At 62.0% G+C, this 11,802-nt stretch carries 10 protein-coding genes; 2 read left to right on the top strand and 8 right to left on the bottom strand.

The genetic code is table 11. From position 1 onward, the window contains the following. Positions 1-29: 29 nt before the first annotated feature. From pdxA to lptF, 5 genes are read right to left on the bottom strand one after another with little or no spacing between them, the layout of a single operon-like run. Positions 30-995 carry a 4-hydroxythreonine-4-phosphate dehydrogenase PdxA gene (gene pdxA, locus BLW66_RS09075; protein WP_089946832.1) on the bottom strand — a complete coding sequence of 322 codons (966 nt, stop codon included), beginning with the start codon at positions 993-995 and terminating at the stop codon, positions 30-32. After that, the gene (locus tag BLW66_RS09070; protein WP_089946831.1) at positions 992-2,248 is read right to left on the bottom strand and encodes a peptidylprolyl isomerase; all 1,257 of its coding nucleotides are present in this window, start codon (positions 2,246-2,248) and stop codon (positions 992-994) included. The genes pdxA and BLW66_RS09070 overlap by 4 nt, the downstream gene beginning before the upstream one ends. 16 nt (positions 2,249-2,264) lie before the next feature. Then, the gene (locus BLW66_RS09065) at positions 2,265-4,421 is read right to left on the bottom strand and encodes an LPS-assembly protein LptD (protein WP_089946830.1); all 2,157 of its coding nucleotides are present in this window, start codon (positions 4,419-4,421) and stop codon (positions 2,265-2,267) included. Position 4,422: 1 nt separating this feature from the next. After that, positions 4,423-5,520 (bottom strand): LPS export ABC transporter permease LptG, encoded by a 1,098-nt coding sequence (gene lptG, locus BLW66_RS09060; protein WP_089946829.1) that lies wholly within the window; start codon positions 5,518-5,520, stop codon positions 4,423-4,425. After that, positions 5,517-6,644 carry an LPS export ABC transporter permease LptF gene (lptF, locus tag BLW66_RS09055; RefSeq protein WP_089946828.1) on the bottom strand — a complete coding sequence of 376 codons (1,128 nt, stop codon included), beginning with the start codon at positions 6,642-6,644 and terminating at the stop codon, positions 5,517-5,519. The genes lptG and lptF overlap by 4 nt, the downstream gene beginning before the upstream one ends. 124 nt (positions 6,645-6,768) lie before the next feature. Between lptF and BLW66_RS09050 the strand changes: the two genes are divergently transcribed. Together BLW66_RS09050 and BLW66_RS09045 are read left to right on the top strand one after the other, a co-directional pair. Then, positions 6,769-8,241: a leucyl aminopeptidase gene (locus BLW66_RS09050; RefSeq protein ID WP_089946827.1), complete on the top strand. Its 1,473-nt coding sequence runs from the start codon at positions 6,769-6,771 to the stop codon at positions 8,239-8,241. A 2-nt stretch (positions 8,242-8,243) separates the two neighbouring features. Further along, a complete protein-coding gene (locus BLW66_RS09045; RefSeq protein WP_089946826.1) occupies positions 8,244-8,705 on the top strand; it encodes a DNA polymerase III subunit chi in 462 nt (153 codons plus the stop codon). Here the strand turns inward: BLW66_RS09045 and BLW66_RS09040 are convergent. Genes BLW66_RS09040 through abc-f form a run of 3 tightly spaced genes read right to left on the bottom strand, consistent with a single transcriptional unit; the run spans position 8,702 to position 11,773 of the window. Further along, on the bottom strand, positions 8,702-9,280 hold the full coding sequence (locus BLW66_RS09040) for a retropepsin-like aspartic protease family protein (RefSeq protein ID WP_089946825.1): 579 nt from the start codon (positions 9,278-9,280) through the stop codon (positions 8,702-8,704). The two genes, BLW66_RS09045 and BLW66_RS09040, sit on opposite strands and share 4 nt — an antisense overlap. Positions 9,281-9,301: 21 nt before the next feature. Beyond that, on the bottom strand, positions 9,302-9,928 hold the full coding sequence (locus BLW66_RS09035; RefSeq protein WP_089946824.1) for a MarC family protein: 627 nt from the start codon (positions 9,926-9,928) through the stop codon (positions 9,302-9,304). A gap of 3 nt (positions 9,929-9,931) precedes the next feature. Next, positions 9,932-11,773, bottom strand: coding sequence for a ribosomal protection-like ABC-F family protein (gene abc-f, locus BLW66_RS09030; RefSeq protein WP_089946823.1), 1,842 nt, complete (start codon positions 11,771-11,773; stop codon positions 9,932-9,934). Between the last annotated feature and the right edge of the window lie 29 nt (positions 11,774-11,802).

Below are 11,802 nucleotides of genomic sequence, written 5' to 3'. Positions count from 1 at the left end.
GTCATGCTCCGTCGTTTTGAGTGTCGGCGTCATTGCCGTTTGCCCGCCATGTCCCACGCCATGCGAAGCGCCGCAATGGTGGAGGTCGGGTCCGCCACGCCTTTACCCGCGATATCAAAGGCGGTGCCGTGATCGGGGGAGGTGCGGATGAAGGGGAGGCCCAAGGTGACGTTGACGCCGCCCGCGAAATCAATGGTTTTGATCGGGATCAGCGCTTGGTCGTGGTACATGCAAATCGCCGCGTCGTAGCCTGCGCGGGCTTGGGCGTGAAACATGGTGTCGGCGCTCATCGGGCCAAAGAGCGTCATGCCGCCTTGCGCCAGCTGCTCCATCACGGGGGCAATGAGAGTGATTTCTTCGGTGCCCATCGCGCCGCCTTCGCCCGCGTGCGGGTTCAGGCCAGCGACGGCCAAGCGCGGGGCGGGAATGCCGAAATCGCGGATCAGCGCGGCCTCTGTGATGCGCAGGGTTTGCTCCAACAGATCAGCGGTGAGCGCGGTCGGGACGTCTGCCACAGGTATGTGGATGGTGACAGGGACCACGCGCAGGTCGGGGCAGGCGAGCATCATCACGACGTGATCTACGCCAGCCAATGCGGCGAGGTATTCGGTGTGGCCAGGGTAGGCGAAATTCGCGCCGTCCTTCAGAGCCTTCTTGTGGATTGGCAGGGTACACAGCGCGGAGGCTGCGCCGGAGGTCACCAAATCCACGCCGCGCGCGATGACGTCGATTACGCCTTGCGCGTTGCGCGGGTCGGGGTGGCCCGCGACCGCGTCGCCCTGAAAATCGTGGTGGATCAGTGGCAGCGATGGCTCCTGACCGGTCACCTGACTTGGGCAGGTGACTTCGGTGACAGGGGCGGTGACATGGCGGCGGTCGGCCAGAAGCACCATCGGCACCTCCGCGCGCAAGGCGTCAAAGGCCGTGTGCGCGATTTCAAGGCCGACCCCCGCAGGTTCGCCGCAGCTTACCACGACGGGGGCAGGGGTGCTCATTGCTCTACGATGATCGCGTCGGCGCGCAGCTCTTCCAGATAGCTGTCGGCAAAGGAGGTGATGCGCTGGTTGTAAAGCTGCTCGCGCAGTTGGCTGCGCAGGTCGATCTCTTCGCCGTTCTCGTCCAGCGGCAGATCAAGCGTCCGTCCGCAGAGCATCAGGTAGACCAGAAACTCCCCGTTTTGGCGGGTCAGCGCGGTTGAAACCTCGTTGCTGTCGAGCTTGGCAAGCTCTAGCGCGATGTCGCCCGGCACGTCGGCGGTGGGCAGAACTGTGCGTTCAAAATACTCCGCCGGAAGGTCTTTGGCGGGGGTATAGAGATCGTCGCAGGTGTCGTAACGGGTCTCGAATTCCTCGGCTTTGGCCAAAGTTTCCGGCGTGCGGCCACCCGGGAACAGGACGGTCGCGTATTCCAGCGCCTGAGTTTCCGGCGATGCGGCTTCGGTTTCTTCCAAACCGCGCAGCTGGAACAGGCCAACGGCGTTGCCAAGGCTAAGGGGGGGGCTGACTTCGCCCGGCGCAAGTGTGAGGACTGCGGCGCGAATTTGGGGCGGTACGTTGCCCAGCGGCAGCCATTCCAGACGGCCACCACGGCCACGTGTTGGCGAGGCGGAGTAGCGGCGGGCGGCTGCGCTGAACGCGGATTCGGAGGAGATGGTTTCAGACAGGCGCTGCGCCAAGGCCTGATTGCGTTCCGCCACAGGCGGGGCGAGGGGCAGCACGATTTCGGCCAAGAGCACACGTGCGCCGCCCGTGGTGCCTTGCAGGGCCAAAGCGCGGTCGATTTCAGGCTCCGTCACCTGACTGCGTGCGCCAAAGCGGCCTTGAACCAGTTCGCGCCAGGCTAGACCGGCGGCCACGAAGTCACGGAAGGTTTCGGGGGCGACGCCTGCTTGGCCGATTGCCTTGATAAACTCGTCAGCGCTAAGGTTGGCGCGGGCTGCGAATTCTTCCATGCCCTCAAGCACTTGTGCCTCTGCGGGGGTGATGCCCGCGCGCTCTGTCGCGGTGAGGCGCAGGCGATCATCGATCAGGCCTTTGCGGGCTTCGATTGTCGGGTTGCCCGGGGCGCGCAGGATGTTGAGGAACAATTCCCGCTGCTGCAATTCGTAGTTGGTGATGACCATGTCATTCACCGTGATCGCCGTCTGGAACAAACCTTGCTGCTGGGCATGGGCCGCCGGTGCCATGAAGGTCAGGGCGGCGAGTGTAAGGGCGAAAATTCGGGTTAGGCGTGCATGTATCGACATCATTAATTCTGCTCTGTTCTTATCCGTTGCACTGTCTGGCGAAGCTGGCCCCGCCGATCCCCCGCGCGCCGAAGCCCGCAAGTTGGACTGACAGATTGATGTCTGTCGTTGCCGACACACTAGTCGAAGTCGTGAAGCGGCGCGAGACCGAAAGGTCCATTTTCGCGCATTCGTTCTGGTAGCTCACGCCAAGGCCTGCCTCAGTGGTGCGATCATTCACAAAATCATAGCGCAGCTCACTGGATAAGGTCCAGTGCCGCGACACGCGGTAGGCACCTTCAAAGGCCAGTTCTGACGTGTCTGTTAACCGGTCCTCGGTCGGGTCGGCCTCAAGCCACGCGAAGGTGGAGGCCAGCTGGAAGGTATCTGTGGTCCAGCCCATACGCATTTCATTGCGCGCAAAGGAGAATTGATCGTCGAACACGGCGCGGTTGATCAGATCGAAGTTGTCACCGACTTTAAGTTGCGCCGCGACAAGCCAGTCGGACTTCGATCCGCTTAGCCCCGTGGAGGCGGAGAACTGGCCCAGATCGTCCCTGCGCAAAATGCGGCCCACCGTGAGGCCCAGCTTCCAGTCGGAATGGCTTTCGCGGGTGTAGGTCACGCCAAGGTTGATGCGGTTGCCTTGCTCGCGGGCGTCAGCGCCGGGGGCGCGGGAGAATTCGAAGATGTTGGCCTCATCGAACTCCGCAAGCAGGCTGTCCTCGTTATCGACCTCGCCGCTGACGCTGTTTTTCGCCATGACCAGCTGCACGACGGGTTCCAGCAGGTGATTGGCTAAGACGCCTTGCCGCAGCATCGGCCAGCGCCATTCCAGCATGGCGTAGGGGGTGACCTCTACGGTGTCATCGAAGGTGCGTGTCGGCGTGACGCTGGGTTGGCGAATTTTGTAGCCGTCAACGAACACCGCGCCTTCGGCGGCGAACATCATGCCGTTTTTCCAAACCCAGTCCCTGCGCCATTCCGCTGAGGTGGTCAGGCGGACCACGTCGCGTGCCAGCCCTGTGTTGGTGGCGTCGTTGTCGGCGCGGCGGTAGTGGCCGTGGGCTTGCGCGGTCAATGTCGCGATGCCGCCGATCATGGAGGGCGTGAAGCGGCGGATATAAGTTGCGTCGCCAACGATGGTTGGCAGGGTGCGGTTGTCGTCCTGATCGCGCAGGGATTTGTAGTGGATCAACTCCGCGCCGATGTATTCGTCGCGCTGCGCACGGTCCACGGAGATGGCGCTATCGAGGATGTCTTTGTCGGAGTAGCCGTAGAGCAGCAGGTAGCCGGGGTCGGAGACGACCTCCACATCGAACTTGCCGGTGAAGCCGCGACCGACGGCGAAGGTGCCGTCCGCGAACAGGTAGCTGCGGGTGTTGATGTTGGTCAGGTTGTCATCGGTGACCGCGCCGTTCAGCTCAATCTCCCCTCTGGAGAATTTCTGGCGGTAGCGGGCCTCCAACGTTTTGGCGCCCTTGCTGGTGAGCCACGGGGTCAAGGTCAGGTCCGCGTGGTCGCCCAAGGTGAAGAAATACGGTGTGCGCACACCGACGCCCAGATCCCCGTTGGAGCGGACCTCCGGCACCAGAAAACCGCTGGCGCGTTTTACTGTAGGGTCGGGCAGGCGCAGGTAGGGGGTGTAGAATACGGGGACGCCGAGCACGCGCAGGGAGGCCTCGTCGAAGTAGATCTGGCGTTCTTTGGCGTCGTGGACGACGCGTTTGGAGCGGATTTCCCACAGCGGCGTCGGATTGCTTTCGCAGATGTAGCAGCTAGAGGCGACGGTTTTGTAGAATTGGGTGTAGCGCCCTTCGGTGCGCCGGACTTCGGCGGCGGCAAGTTGCAACTGGCGGGCGTAGACGACGCGCGCGCTTTTCAGCACGCCGGACTGCAAATCGCCGGAGAGTTCGGCAAACTCGGCCGCGACCAGCGTGTCGCTGTCGTCGATAATGTAGATCGGGCCGGTGACGACCAGCGTGTCTGTCGTGCCGTTATAGGTGATGGATTGCGCGCGCAGGCGCACGCCGTCTTGCAGCACCTCTACATTGCCGGATGCACGGAGTTCTTGGGTGCCGTTTGCAAAGACGACGTTGTCGGCCACCAGACTTGCGGTGTCTGTGGCTTGCTGCTGCCCGAAGCTGGGGGCCGCAGCGCTTGCAGCCAGTAGTAGACCAAACAGGGCCGCACGCATGTCAGCCGTCCTCCGTATGCAACAATAGACCCAACGACATGAATATGCCCGCAAGCGGCGGGGCCCATGCTGCGACCAATACCGGTATTTGCCCGTTCTGGCCAAGCACCTGAGCGAAATTTCGCAAAAAGAATATGCCAAAGCCCATGAGCACGGCAAAGAGGACCATCAACCCCGTGCGCCCGAAACGGGTGTGGCGCATGGTGAAGCCAGCCCCGATCAGGACCATCGCGGCCAGCAAAACAGGGTTCGCCAGCTCCATATGCAGCCAAACGCGGTGTTGAAGCGCGGAGAATCCTGCGCGGTCCAACTGGCGGATGAATTTCGGCAATTCCCAAATGGAGATAGACGACGGGTTGCCGAAGCTGTCTCGGATTTGGTCACGGGTCAGGTCGGACGGGATCTCCAGCTTGGGGTGCAGCACCGCGCCGCTTTCGGGGTTTTCCAGATCCGCAAAGGTCCAGCGCTTGGCCTTGGAGAGCACCCATGTGCCCGGCTCCAACAGGGCCTCTGCCGCCTCAACACGGTATTTCAGGGTGCCGGTGACGTTGAAGCCGTAGAAGGTAACGCCAAAGAACCGCGTGCCGTCCAGATTGGAGCGGGCGGCGCGGATTACCACTTGGCCGCCTGCGCTGGCTTGGCGCAGCCACAGTCCTTCCTCGGAGACCGAGGAGACGGAGCCGCCGGTGTTGGCGTATTTACTAGAGACAACTTCGAACTTTTTAGAAGTTGCGGCGACAATCGGGTTCAGCACCGCCACGCCAAGTGCGCCAAACAGTAGCGCCGTCAGCACGGGGGCTGCCAAGGACCGCAAGGCGGATCGTCCGGAGGCGCGTGTCACCACCAGCTCTGACGTGCGGGCCAGTCCGAGGAACATGGTGATCGTCGCCAGCACCACCAACAAGGGCAGCATGCGGTACATGGTGTCGGGGGCGTTGAGCAGCGCCAGCTGCCCGGCCTCCATCACGCCGACTTGCTCATTGTCGAAGCGGCGCATCTGCTCGACCAGATCAATCAGCAACACGATGCCGAAGAACACGCCGAAGACCAACGTGAAAGACCACACAAACCGGCGGGCAAAATAGAGATCAAGCCTCATGCGGGTATCCCCTTGGGCGTGCGCCCACGTAATCGCCGCATGGAGGTGGAGTAGAGCAGCGCCGTGGCGATAAGGGCACCGACAAATGGCCCTGAATACGCCAGCCAGAACAGGGCCGCATCCTTGCGGGCGGCTTCCTCGGCGACGTTGGAGACCAGTTGTACCAGAATGATAAGCACCACGGCGATCACCACCTGACGCCACACCCCGAAGCGCGAAAACCCGCCCAGCATCAATGTCGCAAAGCCCATGAGCGGCACGATGATGGCCAGCAGGGATTTGGCGAAGCGGTCGTGGGCCTCGAACAAGAAGTCGGCAAGCTCGCCGCTGGCGGAGGCCAGATCTTCAGCGGTGGGGCTGAGGAGAACGGGCGTCGACAGTTCGCGCAGGTCGCGGTTGCGTGTGCCGCCTGATTTGATCAGGGCGCCAATGTCATAGGCGAAATCTGCGAAGGCCACCGTACTTAGGCGGCCCGTGTCGGGGCGGAAGGTTTGCGCCAAGCCGTCGCGCATCACCAGTCTCGGCCCCGTGTCGCCGCGCACCAGAAAGGCGCTTTTCGCGGTGTAGGTCACCACGGCCTCTGGGTCGCGGCTGTCCTCCAAGAACAGCTCCTCCAACTCACCCAGATCGGTGATGTTGCGGATATAGACGGAGATTTCGCCCGTCGGGTGCAAAAACTGGCCTTCCTTGAGGAATTGCGCGGTGATGTCTTTGGATATTTCCTGACTGCGCCCAGCCAGCTCAGAGCGGGCGGCTGGTACCAGAAAATGCGCAAGCACCGCGACCAGCAAGGCCACGATCAGCCCGAAGAATATTACCGGACGCCCGATCCTGAGCGCCGATGCGCCAGCGGTGTTCAGCACAACCATTTCCGAATCTGCGCTTAGGCGGTTTGTCACGTATACGGCGGCGACGAAGGCGGAAATCGGCAAAACGATCAGGATAACGTAGGGCAGGGTCAGCAGGGTGAATTCCAAAAACACCAAAGCGGACTGGCCGTCGCTGATTAGCTGGTCAAACAGCCCGATGGCGCGGTTTACCCAGTAAACCGACACTAAAACCAGTGAGAAGAAGCCGAACAGGACCAACAGCTGCGACAGCATGTATCTGTCGAATCGCGCCAAACCCTGTCCTCCCTAGTTGTTGATCGGCTTTTTAGCGCAAAATCTGGGGGCGGAACAGGGGGGTTCTGGTCATTGCCGTGCGCCCGCGCTAGCAATGGGGAAACCCTTCAACACAGGCAGACCCATGACAGCTTTGATCCCCGTAGACTTCGCCGCCACAGACATTGACGCCATCAAGGATTTGGAGGGGCGGCTGGCCATTTTCGTCCCGCCTGCCGGCACTTTGGACACGACCGCCAAACGGGTGAATCGCCTGACGCGCGGCTCCATCGCGCGGGCGGTGAACAGCGAGGCGTTCGAGAAACTTGAAGACGGCGACACATTGGTGCTGTCCTTCCCCGTGAACATCCCCGCCGAGGCGGTGATCATCGTGAAGCTGGCCCGCCGCCCGTCGGCGAGCGAGGCCCGCAAGGCGGGGGCGGCGTTGATCAAAGTCGGCGGGAAATCAAAGGTGACGGCGCTGTGCGGCAACCTGCGCCGCGCGCATGAACTGGCCTACGGCGCGTTGCTGCGCGGCTATGAATACACCGATCAGAAGACCGCAGAGGCCACGGCGCATGAGGGCATCGGGCTGATGGTCAACGCGCCTGACGACGTGAAAGAGGCCTTCAACGGCTTGGACGCGCTGGCCGAAGGTGTGTTCTTCACCCGCGATCTGGTGAACATGCCTGCCAACGTGCTGACCACAACAGAGTTCGCCAAGCAGTTGTCGGACTTGGAAAAACTGGGCCTGAAGGTTGAGGTCTTGGAAGAGGCCGAGCTGGAGAAGCTGGGCATGGGCTCGCTGTTGTGCGTGGGCCAAGGCTCCGACAGCCCGTCCAAGGTTGTTGTCATGGAATGGAACGGAGGCACCGAGGGCGAGAAGCCGTTCGCCTTTGTGGGTAAGGGCGTGGTCTTTGACACGGGCGGTATCTCCCTGAAGCCTGCGGGTGGCATGGAGGACATGACCATGGACATGGGCGGCGCGGGCGTTGTGGCTGGCGTTATGAAGGCGCTGGCGATGCGCAAGGCCAAGGCCAATGTCGTGGGGCTAGTGGGCTTGGTTGAGAACATGCCATCCGGCAACGCAGTGCGCCCGGGGGATGTAGTGACCTCCATGAAGGGGGACACCATCGAGGTGATCAACACCGACGCCGAGGGCCGTTTGGTGCTGGCGGATGTGCTCTGGTACGCGCAAGAGCGGTTCGAGCCGTTGGGCATGATCAACCTTGCGACGTTGACGGGGGCTATCATCATCGGCTTGGGCCATGAGAACGCGGGCGTGTTTTCCAACAATGACGCGCTGTCGAATGCGTTCCTGAAATCCGCCAATCTGGAGGAAGAGGGCGCGTGGCGCATGCCTATGGGCAAGGCGTATGACGACCAGTTGAAGTCGCGCATTGCGGATATGAAGAACGTGGGCGGACGCCCTGCGGGCTCCATCACGGCGGCGCAGTTCTTGCAGCGCTTTGTGAAGCCTGAAACGCCTTGGATCCACTTGGATATCGCTGGCGTGGCCTCTTTGAAAACGGACTCTGACTTTGCGCCCAAAGGGGCGACGGGCTGGGGCGTGCGGGCGCTTAACCGTCTGATCATGGACAACTTCGAGGGCGAATAACCATGGGCGCGGCCTTTTTCTATCACATGACCACGCAGCCTGTTGATGTGACCTTGCCCATGCTGTTGGGCAAGGCGCGCGGGGCGGGGTGGCGTGTGGCGGTGCGGGGCCGCGACGTTGCGCGATTGGATCATCTGGACCTCAAGCTATGGGAGGCCGCAGGCTTCCTAGCGCATGGACGTTCGGGTGGTCCGCATGACGCGGATCAGCCTATTTTGCTGACGGATGTGGACGCGGTGCCAAACGGGGCGACCTGTTTGGTTAGTCTGGACGGGGCGGATATATCGCCAGAGGAAGTCGGCGCGTCGGACAGGACGATGATCTTGTTTGACGGCAACGACGGGGACGCCGTGGCCCGCGCGCGCACCCAGTGGAAAGCGTTAACCACGGCGGGGTGCGCGGCCCAATATTGGTCACAAGAAACCGGACGTTGGGAAAAGAAAGCCGAAAGCGGCGAGAGTTAGCGTTCCAGAACCAAAGCGTCCGGCGTGATCTCCACACGGCCGAAGCGGCGCAGGTAAGACATGCCGAGGAGCGAGCTGTCGAGATCGCCCTCATTCACGAAGGCGCGCAGGCGGCCTTCGTCCAATTCCCCAAGACGTACATTCTCTAGGGTCACACGCGCGGTGCGCACTTCGCCGTTGGCGGTGCTGGCGCGGCCCCCGAAGATCAGCGCGTCGGTGTCGATGCCCACGCGCTCCGCGTCGCGTTGTGTCAGCACGACGCTGCTCGCGCCTGTGTCAACGATGAACTCAACCGGCACATCGCCCACGTGAAGCGTGAGGTGGAAATGCCCATCGGTGCGCACGGGGACCTCGATGCGGCCGTTTTCAAACGCGCTTTGACGGGGGAGGACGGTTTTCGACACGTCGCTCCACAGCCCGTAGGCGACGATGACGCCGACAAAGATGAACCCCCATAGCGCGGCTTGGCGGGCGACTTCGCCCATGCGCGCACGGTTGGAGATCAGGAAATACCCTGCGATCACTGATCCCAAGAGTACGAGGTAGATGAGGCGGCCTGTGTCTTCAGTATCCATGATGCATATATAGGGACAGGGTTATCCGCCTGCCACCACCCCGAATTCGCGCAAGCCATCCAGCACGAACTGCACCGACAGCGCGGCCAATAACATGCCCATCAGGCGGGTGATCACTTTGATGCCTGTGGCGCCAATCACGCGCTCCATAAGGCCAGCCATCAGGAACATCCCGAAGACGAGCGCCAACACGCCAAACATCACACCGTGGACGGCGGCGACGAAGGCCCAATCGCTGCCCGGCGTGCCGGTCAGCAGGATCATCGTTGCCAAGGCACCTGGGCCAGCGATAAGCGGCGTGGCCAGCGGGAACACAGATGGATCATCGTCCAGCGGGCCATCGGCCTGATCCTCGCGGCGCTGCGTGCGGCGCTCGAACAACATGTCGAGGGCGGTCACGAACAGTAAAACGCCGCCGGAAATCCGGAAGGCGGCCATGGAGATGCCGATGAATTCCAGCAAGGCTTCGCCCGCAAGGCCGAAGAGGGTGAGGATGCCAAAGGCCGTGAGGCAGGACCGGACGGCGATCCGCAAGCGTTGGTTGAAATTCAGCCCCGATGTCAGCGCGACGAAGAGCGGCGCGAGGCCGATCGGGTCGATGATAACAAACAACGTGACAAACGCGGTAATGGCGAAGCTGAGTTCCATGCTTTAACGCTCTGCTTTTTCTAGCTTTTCTTGCGCCTTTACCCACATGGATTCGGCGCGGTCCATGGCGTCCATGACCTCGGAATACTTCTTTTGCCAGACCGCACGTTTGTCGGCCATGTGGTCCTCATAGACCTTGGGGTCGCCAAGGCGTTTGGCCAGCTCGTCCTGCATCTCTGTCAATTTGACAACGCGGGCCTCGCATTTGCGAACCTCGGAGCGCATGGCAAGGATGTCGTCGCGGGACGCGACTTTGGCCTTGGGCTTTTCCTTTTGCGGCTTGTCCGGCGGGGCCAGCAGCAGCTTGCGGTAGCTGGGCAAATCGCCGTCGTATGGGTTCACGCGACCATCTTTGACCAGCCACAAGCGGTCCGCGACAAGCGACAGCAGGTGCATGTCGTGCGACACCAGAATGACTGCGCCGGAGTAGGCGGTCAGCGCTTGGACCAAGGCCTCGCGGCTCTCGATATCAAGGTGGTTTGTCGGCTCATCGAGGATCAGCAGATGCGGCGCGGGCAGGGTGGCGAGCAGCAGGGACAGGCGGGCCTTTTGCCCACCCGACAGACGCCCCACTTCGGTATCGGCTTGATCGGGACCAAGGCCGAAGCTGGCCAGACGGGCGCGCAGCTTGGCTTGACCTTCATGGGCGCGTTCGCGGATCAGGTGTTCCAGCGGTGTCTCGTCCACGAATAGCTCGTCGACTTGGTGCTGGGCAAAGAAGCCGATGCGCAGCTTGCTGGAGGTCGACATGCGGCCCCCCATAACTTCAAGGCGGCCCGATAACATCTTGGAAAGGGTGGATTTCCCTTCACCGTTGCGCCCCAGAAGGGCGATGCGGTCGTCTTGGTCGATGCGCAGGTTCAGGTTGCTCAGAATCGCCGTGCCGTCGTAGCCGACAGATGCGCTTTCGGTGCTGATAATGGGCGGGGACAGCTCTTCCGGCTCTGGGAAGGTGAAGACAACGCGGGCCGCATCTTCGGGCGCGGTGATGGTTTCCATCTTCTCCAGCATTTTGACGCGGGATTGGGCCTGCTTGGCTTTGGAGGCCTTGGCCTTGAAACGGTCCACGAAGGATTGCAGGTGCGCGCGTTGCAAGTCTTGCTTTTTGGCGGCGGCGGCTTGCACCGCGCGGCGGGCGGCGCGTTGACGGGCGAACTGGTCGTAGTTGCCGGAATAGAACGTCAGCTGCTTGTCTTCGAGGTGCAGGATGCCGTTGACGGAGCGGTTGAGCAATTCGCGGTCGTGCGAAATGATAATGACCGTATGCGGGTAGCGGGTCAGGTAGTGCTCCAGCCACAAAGCGCCCTCAAGGTCGAGGTAGTTGGTCGGCTCATCGAGAAGCAGCAGGTCGGGTTCCGCGAACAACACCGCCGCAAGCGCCACGCGCATCCGCCAGCCGCCCGAGAAGTCGGAGCAGGGCTGGTGTGTTTCAGCGGTGGTGAAACCAAGACCCACGAGGATGGAGGAGGCGCGCGCCTCGGCGGACCACGCGCTGATGTCGGCCAGACGGGTCTGGATTTCCGCGATGCGGTTCGGGTCGGTGGCGGTGTCCGCTTCCGCCATCAGGCTGGCGCGTTCCTTGTCCGCCGCCAATACCGTGTTCAGCAAAGAGACTTCGTTCGACGGAACCTCCTGCGCGATGCCGCCGATACGGGCGCGGTCGGGCATGGTGATGGTGCCGCTTTCCAGCGCCAACTCGCTGCGGATCAGCTTGAACAGGGTGGTTTTCCCCGTGCCGTTGCGGCCCACAAGGCCAACCTTGTGGCCAGTGGGAATATTGGCCGATGCCCCCTCAAAAAGAGAGCGACCTTCGACGGCGTAGCGGAGTTCTGAGATACTTAACATGCCCAAGCGTGTCGCCTATGCGGGCAGGG

Source organism: Litoreibacter albidus (genome assembly GCF_900107015.1).
Classification (GTDB): Bacteria; Pseudomonadota; Alphaproteobacteria; order Rhodobacterales; family Rhodobacteraceae; genus Litoreibacter; species Litoreibacter albidus.
This window is presented reverse-complemented; position numbering and strand designations above follow the sequence as displayed.

Coding starts and splice junctions, on each gene's coding strand:
- BLW66_RS09070 (WP_089946831.1), bottom strand. CDS start 2,248: ATGATGTCGATACATGCACGCCTAACCCGAATTTTCGCCCTTACACTC.
- BLW66_RS09050 (WP_089946827.1), top strand. CDS start 6,769: ATGACAGCTTTGATCCCCGTAGACTTCGCCGCCACAGACATTGACGCC.
- BLW66_RS09040 (WP_089946825.1), bottom strand. CDS start 9,280: ATGGATACTGAAGACACAGGCCGCCTCATCTACCTCGTACTCTTGGGA.
- BLW66_RS09035 (WP_089946824.1), bottom strand. CDS start 9,928: ATGGAACTCAGCTTCGCCATTACCGCGTTTGTCACGTTGTTTGTTATC.
- pdxA (WP_089946832.1), bottom strand. CDS start 995: ATGAGCACCCCTGCCCCCGTCGTGGTAAGCTGCGGCGAACCTGCGGGG.
- BLW66_RS09045 (WP_089946826.1), top strand. CDS start 8,244: ATGGGCGCGGCCTTTTTCTATCACATGACCACGCAGCCTGTTGATGTG.
- BLW66_RS09065 (WP_089946830.1), bottom strand. CDS start 4,421: ATGCGTGCGGCCCTGTTTGGTCTACTACTGGCTGCAAGCGCTGCGGCC.
- abc-f (WP_089946823.1), bottom strand. CDS start 11,773: ATGTTAAGTATCTCAGAACTCCGCTACGCCGTCGAAGGTCGCTCTCTT.
- lptG (WP_089946829.1), bottom strand. CDS start 5,520: ATGAGGCTTGATCTCTATTTTGCCCGCCGGTTTGTGTGGTCTTTCACG.